Below are 16406 nucleotides of genomic sequence, written 5' to 3' on the forward strand. Positions count from 1 at the left end.
CCCCTTATTGTTCTTTTAATTCTTCAAGCTCGCTCCATCGTGTGATGTCAGCTTCATACTGTGTCTCTAACGCTTCTTTCTCTGTGTTTAATTCTTGAATTTTACCGTAGTCGTCGCTTGCGTCTATCATCTCTTGTTCTATTTCCTCTAGACGCGTTTCTGTATGTTCAATACGCTCCATAACAGTTTCGTATTCACGTTTTTCTTTATAAGACAACCCTTTTCTTTGTCTTTCTATCAGTGCTTTCGGCTGTGTTTTCACAGTTTCCTTTTGTTTTTCTTGTGCTTGTTTATAATTTTCACAATCCTCAAAACTTCCGATAACACGTTCGATTTTACCATCATGTACATACCAATATTCTTGTGCCACTTTATTTAAGAAGTAGCGATCATGGCTGACAGTGATGACTGTACCGCCGAACGTCGCAATATAGTCTTCAAGGATTGTTAATGTTTCAGTATCCAAGTCATTGGTCGGCTCATCAAGCAGCAGCACATTCGGTTGATGTACTAACAATCTCAGCAAATACAAACGCTTTTGTTCTCCGCCGGATAATTTATAGACTTTCTTGCCGTGTGTTGCACTTGGGAATAAGAAACGTTCTAACAACTGTGTGACTGAAACAGTTGTGCCGTCTTTTTCTTTTGCGACTTCGCTTTCTTCACGCAAGAAATCAATGACACGTATATCCCTGTCTAAACGCTCATCAGTTTGTTTGAAATAAGCTGTTTTTACAGTTAATCCGATTTTCAAATCACCGTCAAAGTCTGTATCTTCTCCAGCTAAAACATTCAATAACGTTGTTTTACCTGCACCATTCGGTCCCACAATACCGATTTGCTGGCCGTTTTGAATAATTTGCGTCACATGCTCAAATAACGTCTTATCTCCGATACGTTTTGATACATCATCTAATTCAAAGACTTGTTTGCCTAGTCTTGAATGCGCTAAATTCAACTGTCCGCTTTCTCGTGTTGTTTGATTCTTCACTTGTGCTTCTAAGTCGCCGAAACGATTAATACGTGCTTGCTGCTTAGTCGTTCTGGCTTTAGCACCCGCACGCATCCATGCAAGTTCTTGTTTATACAATTGACGTGCTTTTTGATTTTGCTGCTGTTCGATTTGTTCATTTTCTGCACGCATCGCAATATAGTCTTCATAATTACCGGGATAGGTAGTTAATTTGCCTCTATCCAGTTCCACAATACGTGTCGATACTTCATTTAAGAAATAACGGTCGTGCGTCACAAACAAGACAGTGTGCGGATATTGCTTCACATAATTAATCAGCCATTTAATCGAATCAAAATCTAAATGGTTGGTCGGTTCGTCTAAAAGCAATAAATCCGGTTGTTCAATTAAAGTTTTTGCTAAAACCACACGCTTTTGCTGACCGCCAGATAACGCACTTACTGGTTTAGATGTATCATGAATGCCGAGTTTAGATAGAATCGTTTTCACTTCAGCACTGTAATCCCATGCCTCTGCTTGATCCATTGCTTCTTGTGCGTTCATCATTTGCTGGAAGTCTTTATCGCTTTGTGTTTCGCTGTAGCGCTGTACAGCTGTTTCGTAATTTTTAATGAGCTTTACAGCATCTGTATCTGCACTTAACACTTCTTCAAGCACTGTATGGTCTTGATTCAAGTCTTGTTTTTGCGAAGAATAGCGTATGCGATAAGCATTCGGACAATTGACTTCTGCTTCAAAGTCATCATCTAGTCCTGCAATCACTTTTAACAATGTACTCTTCCCTGTCCCATTAATACCTACAAGTCCAATACGTTCATGCTCTGAGACAGATAAGTGCAAGTCATCAAAAATAATCTTATCTGCGTATGATTTATGTAAATGTTCAATTTTATATGCTTCCATGTCATGCCTCCGCTTTGTTCAATCCGTTCATATCAATTGAGGTAGTCCTCTGCACATCTCAATTTTCAGTTCTATATATTATACATCTTTTGAGGCTCAAAAGATACTCTTACAGGTTCTTCTAAGCGAGTTAAATATTAAGCTTTTGTAAAGATTTTCGAATACAAAAAAGAAAACGAGCAAACCCTTTTCGGATTTGCCCGTTCAATTCAATGATCTGTTTATCATTGATTATTTTTTCTCAGAACCTTTTGGTCCTGCTTTATATTGATATTTAGATGGATCAATTTTTTTGAAGTCTGGGTTTTTATAGAATCTGAATAAATCACCATTAAGAACGCTGTCGCTCATTTCCAAGTCTTTTTCGACTTGTTGTTTATTTTTCTGCAAGTCTGCAGGTTCTTTAGGCAATGGTTGGTTCGTTTTATTATCGTATGCTTTACCATTTACATATTTGTATTCAGGAGTGATGAAATCACCGTTTCTGAATGGTACAACTTCTTTATGGTTTTTAGATAATAAATCTGTACCCAGCATTAAGAAGTTATCTGTATTGATACCTTCTAAGTTAAGCAATGTAGGCATTACGTCGATTTGTCCGCCGTAAGTATTGTCTACGCCGCCTTCTTTACCAGGAACTTTCATCCATAAACCAGTACGGTTCAAGTCCATGAATTTCGCTGGTGTAATTTCTTCGCCTAAAAGTTTTTCCATTGCTTTATTATGGTTTTCAGAAATACCGTAGTGGTCACCATAAATGATGATTACAGAGTCTTCATAAAGACCTTTTTTCTTCAAATCATTAATATATTCTTCTAAAGCACTATCCATATAGTTCGCAGTTTGAACATAACCATCTACTGTTGAATCACCAGTGTTTGGTTTTTCAATTCCCGCTTCATCCGGAGATAAAGTGAATGGGTAATGGTTTGTCAATGTAATCAAGTGTGAGTAGAATGGTTGCTTCATCTTAGATTGATATTCCGCTGATTCTTTGAAGAACGGTTTATCTTTCAATCCTAAGTTTTCGATGTTTTCCGGACTCATGTCATAATATGTTGCATCGTAGAATTTATCGATACCGAAATGTTTGTAGACTTGGTCACGGTTCCAGAAAGTTTTGTAGTCACCATGCATTACATTGCTTGTATAACCGCGTTTTTGATCAAGAATGGCAGGTAATGATTGATACGTATTAGATCCTTTCAATGAATAAGCTGAACCTTGCGGTAAACCGTATAAGCTGTTATCCAATGTAAATTCCGCATCAGATGTTTTACCTTGTCCAGTTTGGTGGAAGAAGTTCGGATAATATCTGTAGCCTTCTTGTCCTGATGACAATTTGTTAAGGAAAGGCGTTACTTCTTTACCATTGACTTTTTTGTTGATCAAGAAAGTTTGGAAACTTTCTAAATGGATTTTAATAACATTTTTCTTTTTACCTGCACCAAAGTATTCTGGATTAGGCTTTACTTCTGATTGTCTTTGTTTTGTATAGTTAAGTACTTTTGTTAAATCATCTTCAGATGCCATTGCTTTTTCTTGATGGTTTTGAATAGATTTCACACCATCATAAACTGTGAAGTTGTATGGTCCAAGATATTTAACTAAATACTTATGGTCGAATGTACGAGTTAATAATTCAGGACGGTCAGTTTCCGCAAATGCTAAGTTCAAGAAGAATAAAGCAACTGAAACTGCCATTACAACTGGTACGAACTTCTTGCTGAAAGTACGTGTATTTAACCAGCTTGATTTAAAGATTAAGATAAACAGGTAAACAATCGTATCAATGAAGTATACGAAGTCATACCATTTGAACGACGCAGATACTGCACCGCCCATAGATTCAACGTTGCCCGCTTGATTTAAAGTACTGAATGTCAAAAAGTCTGAGAAGAATCTAAAGTAAACAACGTTCGCGTAAAGCAAGAAAGTTAATAAGAATCCGCCGATAAGCATAAACCAGAACGCTTTCTTACCTTTAAAGAACAAGAATACGCTAAGTATTAATGCGAGTAAGCTGTATGGATTCATTAACAAAATCAAATTTTGGACTAATCCCTTAACTCCTAAAGAAAAATCAACATAATAAGCAAAATACGTCTTCAAACTTACGGTTAGTACGGTAAGCAAGAAGAAGACAAATATGCTTATTTTCTTTTTCTGCAGACTCATGTGTGTCTCCCCCGTTATTTGTTATTTTAGTATTCAATCAATCATCAAACAGCACCATTCCCCGTTTTATATCGTATCTCTTAGAAAGGCTTCCTGCTCAATGGCCAATCAATAAAAAGCAAAGCAGTTAAAACTGCTTTATCAGTCTATATTTTCAATCGTTACATCTTTTTTTCGTTTCATTTTTCAATTTCATATTCACTAAAAATTTACAAACACTACTTTTTGTAACATACTTGTAACAAAAATCACGTAGTACAGTAATTAAATATAGAACATTTCACACTACATTTCAAGTAATATCTTACGCAAAAATGACTTATTACACTTTATTTTTTCTATGTTAATTTATTAATAAGGCAATTTGAAAACCGTTCATAGTGCGTGTTAAGCCTTATCAATTTCGTAATGAATAAGTGTTGATAAAGTAAAATTATACAGCAGCTGCCTCTATTTTGAATCAGTCCGCAGCCCTAGTAGCTGGTGTTATTTTAAAGCAGCAAAAAATCCGAGAAAAGCATGTCGCTTCTCTCGGATTTTTCAGTCAGATGTTTCTATTATTATTTCTGCATTTCCTGCAGCATACGGTACTCAATACCATGGAACAACTGTTGCAGCCAGCTGCTGTATTTCATTAAGTTGCTTTCAGCTGTGTACACATCAATATATTGGAATTTCAAACGTGCACCTTGCGGCTTTTGTGCAAGTTTTGTTAAATGATAGCTTGCAATCGTTCCAAGCTGCGGATAACTGCCTAATGTGTAATGGTCATTTAATAAAATAATCGGTGAACCGTCACGTTTCACTTGAATCGTACCGCGCTTAACTGATTGGTGCGGCGGCATATCTTCATAGAATGCTTTCACCGGATCGCCTTCTAAAATCATACCGGCACGATTCGCTTTGCTGGTTACTTTATATTCTCCGTAAGTAAATCGGTTGAGTGTTTTTTCGTCAAAGTCCTCTGCACCTTTGTTTAAGACAACGTGGAACATATCAGACATGTAGTTGAAAGATAACGCATAACCGTCAATACCCCAGTCTGTCTTGTGTGTGACTTTCAAGTTATCGAATAACTTCAAATGGCGTTTTGTGTAGTTGCGTTTCATATTAATTGCATCGCCTGTCTGCAATGCACGTCCTTGATAGCCGCCGATTTTAGATAAAAAGTCAGTAGAAGTTGAACCGAGCCACTCTTCTAATTCCACACCGCCGCCGATTGCTAAGTAAACACGTGAAGTACGGTTAGATTCAGAAAACTGCAATACATCGCCTTTTTCGACTAAATACAATTTATTCGGCAAAATACGCATATTTTGTGTCCACGCTTTAAAATTGCCGCCGGAAAGTGCAATTAATGTAGGCTCTGTAAAACGGATACGCGCCATTTTTGTCGTCATTTCTAATGTCGCTTCATTTTTATCATTTGCGACCAGACGGTTTGCGATTTCATGTGCTAGGAAATCAAGGGCACCGCCGGGAATCACGCCATCATGTTCATAACCTTGGCGTCCAAAATCTTGGAAGCTAGAAAACAGCCCTGGATTTTCAATTATGATTGACATGCTCATTGCCTCCTACTGCTGCATTTTCAGGATCTGCCGGTTTAAAACGCACCGTATCTCCTAATTTCAATAAAGTAAAGTCTTCTTTCTCTGGGTTGAATAAACGTACAGGTGTATAACCGATCACAAGCCAGTCGCCATATGTATCTGTTGTCACTACACCGCATTTCTTACCTTCTAAAATAACGGAGCCTGCAGGAATGAATTTTTGTTCGCTGCCCGTATGATTGACATAAATACGTTCATTCAATCCTGTTAAATATGGAAAACCAGGTGAATAGCCCATCATTGAAACAAAATACGTTTTATGCGCATGCAATTGAATAAATTCTTCTTCAGTCATTTTGAAATACGCTGCGAGCTCAGCTAAATCCGGTCCGTATTCTCCGCCGTAATACACTGGTAATTCTGTCGGCATATTCACTGCATCCCCGTGTTTGACTTCAATTTTAATAGAGTGCAGCAAATCCGTCATGTATTGAAACGGAGACGCGATATGGTGATGCTTAATCATATCTCGCGCATTATAAACAATCATCATATCCGATTCTGTCGGCACAATTTCAGTAATAAACGGATAATTTTGATCTAATAAGTATTTACGCAATGCTAACAAATCTTCTGTTGTATGTTGTGTGACTTCTTTTTCCACAGAAACCACGATGGCTTGGTCACCTTGACTATATATTTTCATAATGCACCTCTGGTCTTCATTGATTATAGAATATATTTAACAACCTCAAAATATACGTTATCAACATGTTCATAAAATAATATACGAGTACAATTTGTATCAATAACATTACACCTACAACAACTTTGGCTTTTATCAGCTGGTGCTGCTGAATGTAATGTTTCATCATGCGCTTAGCAATCATCGTTACAGCAACTATCAATATTATGATTATCCAAATCATGCTGCCACCTTAATTTATACCCTTCTGAAACTTATAATGTTCTAATCATTCTTAATTCTAAAGATTTATCTCAATCTCGGCAACCTCTCGCAAACTATTTACAAGAAAAATTTCCGCTTCCCCTGCTTTCAGCTTACGCTTAAGTTCAGAGATGTCATAATCCTTTTCTTTTGCTTTGCCTTCATCTAATAATTGCGCGCGCATACACCCGCGCAAGAAATCATTTTCAAAGGATGGTGTATAATAATGTTCATTTTCTTTAATCAATACATTGCCGATATCAAATTCCAGCACTTTGCCTTTATTATCATAATACAACACCACATCGGTTTCGTGATTATGTTCTACATGCTCCCTATGCGAAGTTTTATTAATATATTGCCACTTCGGATAGTCGGTGTTTATCTGTTGTGCTTTCGCTGTAAAGTGCGATTTATTCGGCAATGCGACACATTGATATGTCAGTGTGCTTGAAGGTTCTAACATCACTTTCAAACGGTGTGTTCCTGTCGGATGTGCTTGTTGAATGGATTGAATAAAGCGTTCGAAAGTCTCTTTAGTTAACGGGTAGCCTAATTGTTCAGCTGAATTGAATAAGCGTGCTTGATGATAAGCATATCTTGGTATTTTGCCTGCTTCTAAACGCATCGTCTCAAATAAATACATAATCACTGCTCCAATATTTTAGTTTTCGCTTTGAATTCTGCCACTTCTGCTTCTGGGTCTGAATCAATCGTAATACCGGCACCGACACCATAAACTGCCTTGCCTCCGATATACTGCACTGTACGAATCGGCACATTGAAAATCGAAGGCCCTTTAGGAAGCATTAAACCGATAGTACCGCAATAAACATGTCTAGGTGTACTTTCTAGTGCTTTGATATAGCGCATGGTATTCAGTTTCGGTGCCCCTGTAATGGAACCGCATGGGAACAGTGCTGTAAATATACGATGCAAGGAAGTATTGCTTGGCAATTGCCCAGTGACCATGCTCGTCATTTGAAAGACTGTTTGGTACTTTTCAATATGAAACGGCTGATATACTTTGACACTGCCCGGCTCAGCGATACGTGCAATATCATTACGCAACAAATCAACAATCATAACATTCTCAGCTTGGTCCTTTTCCGATTGTTTCAGTTGCTGATAATAATATTGATCTTCTGTTTCATCCTTGCCTCTTTGCATCGTACCTTTCATCGGTTTACTTAAGACAACATCTTGCATCGACTTAAAGCTGCCGCGTTGAAAGAACAATTCCGGTGAAATTGAAGCCACTTCTAATTCATCTGTATCAATGAGTGCCGTATAATTTCCGTGGCTGCTTCTTGTAAGATAACGATACATAGCCGCTATAGGCATACGGATATCATCAAACATACGTGTCGTGTAATTGACTTGGTACGTATTCCCTTCCACAATCATAGCTTGAACATGTTGAATATGTGCAATCATCGTCGATTCAGGCAGATAAAATTGAAATTGCAGGTGTTCTGGCTGTTCTGCTTTTACTGTCTGTTCTCTATCAACAGGTGCTTCGAATACATAAGCCGCCGCATAAACATACGGTGATTGCTTTGATGTATGAACTTCCATTTGTGCATTGAAGGCAGGTGCTGCTTCATAAGGCAGATAAACACCTACAAAGCTGCCTGCTTGTTGTGCTTGTTCCGCAAAGTCGATGACATCTTTAACCTCTTCTAAGCGATAAGCAATCCGCTTCTCTTTCAACTGATTAAACGCGTATTGATATTGCTTATATTCTGTTTCATTAGTGTAATAACGAAAGTTAAATTGAGCTAACAAGAGACTCACCTGCCTGTTGTAGAAATAGTCGAATCTGTTCATGTCCATATTCGCTTAAAATAGATTCCGGATGATACTGCACACCATATACCGGATAGTTTTGATGTGCTACTGCCATAATGATACCTGCATCATTTTGTGCAGTAACCTCCAGACATTCAGGTATACGCGCAGCATCTGCGCATAATGAATGATAGCGCATAACATGAAATTGTTTCGGCAGTCCATGAAATATCCCTTTGTCATTGTGCGTTATCTTTGTCGTATGTCCGTGCACCGGCCGATCATTATGAATAATCGCACCGCCGTAATGTTCAATCAAAAGCTGAAAACCTAAACAAACACCTAAAATCGGTGTCGTTGTACTGAAGGTTTCTACTACTTGATGCAAAATCGGATAGTCGCTCGGACGTCCAGGTCCTGGGGATATAACAATGGCTGTGGGCTGCATGGCACGCATGGATGCGATATCCACTGCATCAACATCAATGACTTGAATCTCTTCTTTGCTTTCAGTCGCCAAATAATCTACCAAATTGTATGTAAATGAATCTTTGTTATCTATCATTATGATCATTTTTAACTTGTCCCCTTACTCAACGTTCTTTTACTATCCATTTTACAAGATGTCGGCAGATTTTGTAATAGCAATGACCACATCTTGATTTTAGTGCAGAAATATATTATTCTATCTATCGACATAAATAACACAGAGGTTCCTAGCTGATACCCTCTATAAAAAACTAGACTTTTACTTCCAATCGTCTATCTTTTATAGAGATAGTCAATAGATTAATCAATTGTCTACGTCAACTCGGACCTAAAAGAGTTAAAGCAATATTGTCTCACAATTTGCTTGCTCCCATTAGCGTCCGAGTTTTTTTATTGATTTGGCTAGGCCATAAATTAAAGGAGAGAATGACTTATGGCACCCCATACCCTTGACGATAAAAAGGCATTAGTCGTCTTCAGCGGCGGACAAGACAGTACAACTTGTTTATTTTACGCGAAAGAAAAATTCGATGAAGTCGAACTTGTCACATTTCAGTATGGTCAAAGACATGATACTGAAATCGAAGTAGCGAAGAAAATTGCACAAGAACAAGGCCTTAAACACCATGTTTTAGACATGTCTTTATTATCTCAACTGACACCTAATGCACTTACACAACATGAACTGAAAATCGAAGACACAGATGATGGTGTTCCAAATACTTTTGTGCCGGCACGCAACCTATTATTCTTATCATTTGCAGGTGCACTGGCTTATCAAATTAAAGCACGCCACATCATAACAGGTGTTTGCGAAACAGACTTCTCCGGCTATCCAGATTGCCGAGACGACTTTGTCAAATCGATGAATATCACATTAAACCTATCTATGGATAAAAACTTTGTTATCCATACACCTTTAATGTGGTTAGATAAGAAAGAAACTTGGGCCTTAAGCGATCAACTTGGCGTTTTAGATTATGTCAGAAACGAAACATTAACTTGCTATAACGGGATTATCGCAGACGGCTGCGGTGAATGCCCTGCTTGTAAATTACGCAAACGCGGTTTAGATGCTTATTTAGCAGAAAAAGGAGTGAAATAATTTGTTACAGCAAATTTATCCAACTGTCGCCCATCCATACGCATTCGAACTTAATAAAGATTTCCATTTTGCGGCTGCACATTATATTCCTTGCGACGATGCAGGAAAATGTGTACGTACGCATGGTCACACATACTTTGTAAATCTGACAATCGTCGGAGATGAACTTGATCACAGCGGTTTCTTAATCAACTTTGCGGCTCTAAAGAAAGAAATTCATGAACAATTCGATCATTATTTATTGAATGATTTACCGCAATTCAAAGATAAAATGCCATCTACAGAAGTCGTAGCACAAACGATTTGCGACATCACAGAACAAATTTTAGAAAAACAGCCGAATCAGCCAAAATGCGCACAAGTCTATTTAAGAGAAACACCATCAAGCTACGTAGTCTATCGACCAAAGGCGTTTCGCAATGGCTAAAATTCCTGTATTAGAAATCTTCGGCCCTACTATACAAGGCGAAGGCCGTGTCATTGGACGTAAAACTATGTTTGTGCGCACAGCAGGCTGTGATTACCGATGCAGCTGGTGTGATTCTAGTTTTACATGGGACGGCAGTATGAAAGATGAGATTCAAATGATGACCGCAAAAGAAATTTATGAACGTTTATATGAAATCGGCGGCGATTGTTTTAACCATGTCACTATCTCAGGTGGCAACCCTGCTTTAATCAAAGGTATTCAGGACTTGGTAGATCTGTTTGAAACTAAAGGTATAGAAAGCGCACTCGAAACACAAGGCAGCCGCTTCCAGCCATGGATGCGCCAAATCAACGATTTAACAATCAGTCCGAAACCGCCAAGTTCAGGTATGCAGCCGAACTTGCAGATTTTAGATGAAGTCATTGAACAATGTGTCAAAGAATCACTCAATTTAAAAGTCGTTGTCTTTGATGATAAGGATTATGATTTTGCGAAAGCTATGCATCATCGCTATCCGGATATTCCATTCTATTTACAAGTGGGCAATCCTTATTTAGATGATGAAGTAGAAAATCATACACAACGTTTGCTTAAACGTTATGAAGACCTCGTTGAAACAGTGATGAAAAGCAGCGATATGAATCAAGTCTATGTTTTACCGCAATTGCATACTTTACTTTGGAGCAATATGAAAGGTGTTTAAGTCTCGGGCAAGCTTGCCCGAGCTTTTTTTATTCGAAAGTGTTTTCAAATGCTTAAATTTACCGAAATTGATATAATATTCCAATGAATAATAGAAGTCAGGAGACACACCATATGCTCATATACATAGTTATTAACATAGTGATGATTTTAGCTTCAATCTTTATTGATATGTTTTTCAATTCTATTCACCAAGTGCGCTTAAGTTCTATTTTAATCGCAGTTACATTGAATAGTATTATTAATATGATTATCATTGGAAAGTACGATTTTATTACATATTCTATCGTTGCTTTTATTTCAATTTGGACACTTCTTGCTTTACTTACAGATTGGAAATTAAAGCCGATTATTTTTGAAACACAAAAATTCATAGCCTTTGTAGTCTTTACAATCATGAGTCTTTCGATGCTTATCATCTTTAATACCAGCGAGAAATCATATTATATGTCGATTCCATATCTATCACCTGTCTTCTTTTTATTCGGCGCATCCTTGATTTTCTTAGCTGTTTTTCATAATACTGATCAACAACATCAAACCAAACATTTTTGGAATGATATCGCAAAGTCTCTGACAATCGGCACAGTACTCATTATTCTTTCATTCTTAGTGATTACGCTTTTAACACCATTCTGGTATATTTTCTTAATCGTGTATTCTATTTTATTATTATTTGTATTATGGACGAAACCTTTTTGTATGAAATTTGATTAATTATGATTATCTCTTCATTGTTAGTGGTAAATACTAACAAGTACAATAGAAAGTATTGTTAGTATTTTATGAGGAGGCTATTATTATGGGATTAATAGTAATGTTAATCGTCGGGGGCCTAATCGGTTGGTTAGCCGGCGCTATTTTAGGTAAAGATATTCCTGGAGGAATTTTAGGAAACATTATCGCAGGTATCGTAGGTGCTTGGTTAGGTTCAGCAATCTTTGGTGATTGGGGTCCATCATTAGGCGGCCTAGCAATCTTCCCAGCATTAATCGGTACAATTCTTTTAATCTTGATTGTATCATTCATCTTTGGTGCAATTCACAAAAACAAAAGAAAATAAGCATTAACGCTGAAGCAGTACCACTCAATTCGTTGAGTGGTACTGCTTTTTTCATTGGATTATATTATACGTCATTCAATTTAATCCTACTTTAGATTCTCTTTAATAGTATTGCCAAACTATTGTTTGATACAATAACAGTGAAGACAAAGTAGAAGGAGAGCGAACTACCCTTGAAGAAAAACACAAAGTTAAACAACAAAATTAAGATTCCCCGACTTGGTTTAGGCGTTTACAAAATTGATGAAGAACATATGAAGCCTGCTGTAAAAGCGGCTGAAAAAGCTGGTTATCGTGCCTTTGATACAGCTTATTTCTATCATAATGAAAAAGAATTAGGTGCAGCACTTAAAAGCGGCAAAGTACCTAGAGAAAAGTTATTCATCACAACAAAACTATGGAATGACTATCAAGGTTATGACAGCACAAAAGAATACTTTGAAAAATCGCTGAAAAATCTTGGCACAGATTACTTAGATATGTTCTTAATTCACTGGCCATGCGAAGAAGATGGTTTATTTATCGAAACCTATAAAGCCATGGAAGAATTGTACAAAGAAGGCCGTGTCAAAGCTATCGGTGTGTGCAACTTCCAACAACATCATTTAGAAAAATTGATGGAAAACACTGAAATCGTACCAGCAGTTAATCAGGTTGAATTCCACCCTTACTTAAATCAGCAAGACTTGCAAGATTTCTGCGATAAACACGACATTAAAGTCACAGCTTGGATGCCTTTAATGCGCGGCCGCGGTTTATTTGAAGATCCGGTTATCGCTAAACTAGCCAAAAAGTATGAGAAAACACCTGCACAAATCATTTTAAATTGGCATTTGATGCACAATAGAATTGTGATTCCTAAATCACAAACACCTTCACGTATTGCGGAAAACTTCGAAGCCCTTTCTTTCGAATTGCGTAAGAAAGACGTGAAGAAAATCGATGCCTTAAACAAAGATTTAAGACAAGGCAAACATCCTGATGAAGTACGTATCGGTACATTAAAATAAGAACGAATAATGATAGAAAGGCTGTAGTTTTGCGCCGCAAAATTGCAGTCTTTTTCTTGTCCCTTTTTCTAATTGATAACAATTTTCAATTAGTCGGAATTCTGTCACATTTATGTATTATCATCCAATTAAAGATATATTACCCTAAACTATCGACTGATTTTACGATTAAAGCTGATTATTTTGTATATTTAATGAGTGAGTCTTATAAAAACATAGATTCTTTTTGCAATTTTCAATTCTAACAAGTCATGAATAGTTTAGATTTTATTCCCTATTGATTATAATAAAGATGAGTCGAAGAAGGAGAATGTTGATGATTACTAAAAATGATATTGTAGCAAATGTTGTGACGGACTATCCTAAAACTGCGGATGTATTTAAACATTCTGGTATAGATTTTTGCTGCGGCGGACAAGTTACGATTGAAGCAGCCGCTAAAGATAAAAAGCGCGTCGTATTAGCAGATCTATTAGCCGAATTAGAAGCAGCGAGCAAACAAGATGCAGGCGGACAAGGTTTAAACCCTAAATATCTTAGTATCCCTTCATTAATTCAATACATTCAAGATGCATATCATGCACCTATGAAAGAGAAATTCAAAAACTTAACGCCTTACGTAACGAAATTAGCGAAAGTACACGGCCCTCAACACGACTATCTCTTAGAATTGAAAGACCTATATACAACATTCAAGAATAATATGTTAGAACATACACAAAAAGAAGACGAACAAGACTTTCCTCAATTGATTGCTTTTGCGAATGGCGAAGCTGTAGACAATGTAGAAGCAATTATCGAAGATTTAACTGCAGATCATGATAGTACCGGCAATCTGCTCCACAGAATGGATGAAATCACAAATGATTTCCAACCTCCTGTTGAAGCTTGCGGTACATGGCGTTTAGTATATACACGTTTAGCTGCTTTAGAAAAAGCGACATTACAACATGTGCATTTAGAAAATCATGTTTTATTTGAAAAATGCCGCGAAAAACTGCAATCTCACTAATTCAAATAAGGTTGAATAGGTACTTTTGCCTATCCAACCTTATTTTTGTATGATTCACTTTAAAAACTTATTAGAGTTTAGGAAATTGCACAGTCATTGCAGTACCGATATTAGGTACACTTTCTACGGTGATGGTTCCACCGATTTGATGGACCAATGCCTGTGTAATATAAAGTCCTAATCCAGAACCGCCTGTATGATAGTTGCGGGAATCTTCTACTCTGAATGTTCTTTCGAAAATACGCGGTATATCTGATTCAGCAATACCGATACCTTCATCTTTGATTTCAATCTTAATTTGATGTGCGCTTTCTGACAAACCAATATAGATAGGACTGCCTGACGGTGAAAAGTTCAATGCATTATCGATTAAATTAGTAATGATGCGTTCAAGCGGTTGCTGATATTGTCTGAACGGCAGCAATTGATCGCAAAGTTTCACTTCTAACTCTCTTGCATCTAACTTCATGCGCTGTTCGTAACCATTCAAGATAGTCAAAAGCAGCTGATCAATTTGTATCATTTTAATTAAATGCGTGTTCGGCGCATCCACCGTAGCCACATTGGTCAATTCATCGAACATATTGGATAAACGGTTGGATTGTTTCATGAGACTTTCATACGCTTTTTGACAATCATCTTGTTGATGAATCACGCCATCTTTTAAAGCCTCTGAATAAGAAATAATACAGGATAAAGGTGTTTTTAAGTCATGTGCCAAATTTTGAATTAACTCATACTTCTCTTGTTGTTCGGACTTGATTTGTGCCATTTGATTCGTAATTTCATGTGCCATTTTATTAAATGAATGGCTTAACTCTTTTATTTCCCGCGGTGATTTAAAACGTGTCGGTTCTATATCATAATTGCCGTCCGCAAATTGTTTTGTGCGCATATTGAAATGCTTAATTTTTTGGACAAGCGGAGTTAAAAAGAAACTGCAAATAAACAAAGTCAGACAGCTGGAGACGATGGCACTGATTGTCAGTAATAGTGTCGTTTGCCCATTAAACAACATCAGTTTATAAGCAATGCCTAAAATCGTAGAAGCTAATAAGACACTGGTCAATACACCCATTATTACTTGTGTTCTGATTGAAAACATGGCTGGACCTTCCTTTCGAATTTATAGCCTAAGCCCCAAACAGTTGTAATCGTATAAGCATCAAACTTGAGCTGATCAAATTTATCCCTGATACGATGAATGTGTACATTTACAGTACTCGCATCTTCGTAGTAATCATAACCCCAAACTTCTTCTAGCAGCTGTGACTTAGAAATAGCTTGGTTTTCATGCGTTGCCAAATACCATAAGAGTTCAAATTCCTTCACTCTCAAATTGACAACTGTATCCTCAATCACTGCACTTTTGCGCTGATCATTTAGTTCCAATGTATCAAACACTAAAATATTTTCTTGCACTTGGCAGCGTTTGACTCGATTCAATAAATTATTGGCACGTAATACTAATTCTCTTGGACTGAAAGGTTTCTTAATATAATCATCCGCCCCTAAAGTTAATGCATAAATCGTATCATGTTCTTTGGTTTTTGCGGACATATAGATAAATGGGATATCCAGCTTTCTTTGTTTCATTTGTTTGATGACTTCATAACCATCTACGTTCGGCATCATAATATCTAAGACAATCAAATCAATGGAGGCATTCAATTGATTCAATGCTTCTTCGCCGTTTTCGGCCGTCACTACTTTATAGCCTTCATATTCGAAATAAGTCTGGCAGATATCTACAATATCTTGTTCATCATCTACGATTAAGATTGTGTTCACGTTTTATATCACCTTTTTCTTTTATATACGCGATGATAGATTTCAACGCTGTTTGATTTACTATATTTTTATTCATCAGCAAAATGATAAAAATTGCTAATTGAAGCGGATAAGTAAAAATCATATCCGATAAAATATAATTTAGCATAACAAAAGCGCCGAAGAAACTTGCAATATGTGACAATATACCTAACAATAACCCTAAACCTATCGCAATTTCCCCTAAAGGCACGATTAGGTTAAATACTGGTGCTGCAGGCATTACGATATGTTCAAAGAAAAGCTTGAACCATATTGGCGAATCCTCATTTTGAATCACTACCGGAATCAATGGTTCAATTTTAAAACCGCCGGTTAATTTCTCCCATCCTTGTGCAAAAATATAGCCGCCTGAACCGATACGCAGCACGAAGATAATACTCAGCCAAATCAAACGCAACTTCTCTTTCATAGCTCT

17 protein-coding genes are annotated in these 16406 nt (G+C 37.1%); 7 read left to right on the forward strand and 10 right to left on the reverse strand.

What is annotated here, in order from left to right; genetic code table 11:
* Positions 1 to 4: 4 nt before the first annotated feature.
* From MUA90_RS11460 to MUA90_RS11490, 7 genes are all read right to left on the reverse strand, one after another.
* Positions 5 to 1876: an ABC-F family ATP-binding cassette domain-containing protein gene (locus MUA90_RS11460; protein ID WP_262587005.1), complete on the reverse strand. Its 1872-nt coding sequence runs from the start codon at positions 1874 to 1876 to the stop codon at positions 5 to 7.
* Positions 1877 to 2107: 231 nt separating this feature from the next.
* The gene (gene ltaS / locus MUA90_RS11465; protein WP_262587007.1) at positions 2108 to 4054 is read right to left on the reverse strand and encodes a polyglycerol-phosphate lipoteichoic acid synthase LtaS; all 1947 of its coding nucleotides are present in this window, start codon (positions 4052 to 4054) and stop codon (positions 2108 to 2110) included.
* A gap of 560 nt (positions 4055 to 4614) precedes the next feature.
* On the reverse strand, positions 4615 to 5619 hold the full coding sequence (locus tag MUA90_RS11470) for a 5-oxoprolinase subunit C family protein (RefSeq protein WP_262587009.1): 1005 nt from the start codon (positions 5617 to 5619) through the stop codon (positions 4615 to 4617).
* Entirely contained in the window at positions 5603 to 6313 is a 711-nt protein-coding gene (gene pxpB / locus MUA90_RS11475) for a 5-oxoprolinase subunit PxpB (RefSeq protein ID WP_105993528.1), read from the reverse strand. Before pxpB ends, MUA90_RS11470 begins: the two co-directional genes overlap by 17 nt.
* 280 nt (positions 6314 to 6593) lie before the next feature.
* Positions 6594 to 7202 carry an aminotransferase class IV gene (locus MUA90_RS11480; RefSeq protein WP_262587012.1) on the reverse strand — a complete coding sequence of 203 codons (609 nt, stop codon included), beginning with the start codon at positions 7200 to 7202 and terminating at the stop codon, positions 6594 to 6596.
* Between the two features lie 2 nt (positions 7203 to 7204).
* Complete coding sequence (locus MUA90_RS11485; RefSeq protein ID WP_262587014.1) at positions 7205 to 8344, reverse strand: chorismate-binding protein; 1140 nt, start codon at positions 8342 to 8344, stop codon at positions 7205 to 7207.
* Positions 8328 to 8921: an anthranilate synthase component II gene (locus tag MUA90_RS11490; protein WP_262587016.1), complete on the reverse strand. Its 594-nt coding sequence runs from the start codon at positions 8919 to 8921 to the stop codon at positions 8328 to 8330. The genes MUA90_RS11485 and MUA90_RS11490 overlap by 17 nt, the downstream gene beginning before the upstream one ends.
* Before the next feature lie 348 nt (positions 8922 to 9269).
* Here MUA90_RS11490 and queC point away from each other — a divergent pair, with 348 nt between their 5' ends.
* From queC to scdA, 7 genes are all read left to right on the forward strand, one after another.
* The gene (gene queC / locus MUA90_RS11495; RefSeq protein WP_262587018.1) at positions 9270 to 9941 is read left to right on the forward strand and encodes a 7-cyano-7-deazaguanine synthase QueC; all 672 of its coding nucleotides are present in this window, start codon (positions 9270 to 9272) and stop codon (positions 9939 to 9941) included.
* 1 nt (position 9942) lies between these two features.
* Positions 9943 to 10368, forward strand: coding sequence for a 6-carboxytetrahydropterin synthase QueD (gene queD / locus MUA90_RS11500; RefSeq protein WP_105993522.1), 426 nt, complete (start codon positions 9943 to 9945; stop codon positions 10366 to 10368).
* Positions 10361 to 11074 carry a 7-carboxy-7-deazaguanine synthase QueE gene (gene queE, locus MUA90_RS11505; RefSeq protein ID WP_262587020.1) on the forward strand — a complete coding sequence of 238 codons (714 nt, stop codon included), beginning with the start codon at positions 10361 to 10363 and terminating at the stop codon, positions 11072 to 11074. The genes queD and queE overlap by 8 nt, the downstream gene beginning before the upstream one ends.
* Before the next feature lie 113 nt (positions 11075 to 11187).
* Positions 11188 to 11790, forward strand: a complete 603-nt coding sequence (locus MUA90_RS11510; RefSeq protein WP_262587022.1) for a hypothetical protein — start codon at positions 11188 to 11190, stop codon at positions 11788 to 11790.
* An 85-nt stretch (positions 11791 to 11875) separates the two neighbouring features.
* Entirely contained in the window at positions 11876 to 12136 is a 261-nt protein-coding gene (locus MUA90_RS11515) for a GlsB/YeaQ/YmgE family stress response membrane protein (RefSeq protein ID WP_105993519.1), read from the forward strand.
* A gap of 173 nt (positions 12137 to 12309) precedes the next feature.
* A complete protein-coding gene (locus MUA90_RS11520; RefSeq protein WP_114603844.1) occupies positions 12310 to 13146 on the forward strand; it encodes an aldo/keto reductase in 837 nt (278 codons plus the stop codon).
* Positions 13147 to 13462: 316 nt separating this feature from the next.
* Positions 13463 to 14158: an iron-sulfur cluster repair di-iron protein ScdA gene (gene scdA, locus MUA90_RS11525; RefSeq protein WP_262587024.1), complete on the forward strand. Its 696-nt coding sequence runs from the start codon at positions 13463 to 13465 to the stop codon at positions 14156 to 14158.
* Positions 14159 to 14228: 70 nt separating this feature from the next.
* Here scdA and MUA90_RS11530 read toward each other — a convergent pair whose 3' ends face one another.
* From MUA90_RS11530 to MUA90_RS11540, 3 genes are read right to left on the reverse strand one after another with little or no spacing between them, the layout of a single operon-like run.
* Positions 14229 to 15263, reverse strand: coding sequence for a sensor histidine kinase (locus tag MUA90_RS11530; RefSeq protein WP_262587026.1), 1035 nt, complete (start codon positions 15261 to 15263; stop codon positions 14229 to 14231).
* Positions 15239 to 15949 (reverse strand): response regulator transcription factor, encoded by a 711-nt coding sequence (locus tag MUA90_RS11535; RefSeq protein ID WP_262587028.1) that lies wholly within the window; start codon positions 15947 to 15949, stop codon positions 15239 to 15241. The genes MUA90_RS11530 and MUA90_RS11535 overlap by 25 nt, the downstream gene beginning before the upstream one ends.
* Complete coding sequence (locus MUA90_RS11540; protein ID WP_262588843.1) at positions 15924 to 16388, reverse strand: DoxX family membrane protein; 465 nt, start codon at positions 16386 to 16388, stop codon at positions 15924 to 15926. Before MUA90_RS11540 ends, MUA90_RS11535 begins: the two co-directional genes overlap by 26 nt.
* Positions 16389 to 16406: the final 18 nt, after the last annotated feature.

Origin of the sequence: Staphylococcus sp. IVB6181 (assembly GCF_025561445.1) — a bacterium.
Taxonomy (GTDB): domain Bacteria; phylum Bacillota; class Bacilli; order Staphylococcales; family Staphylococcaceae; genus Staphylococcus; species Staphylococcus simulans_B.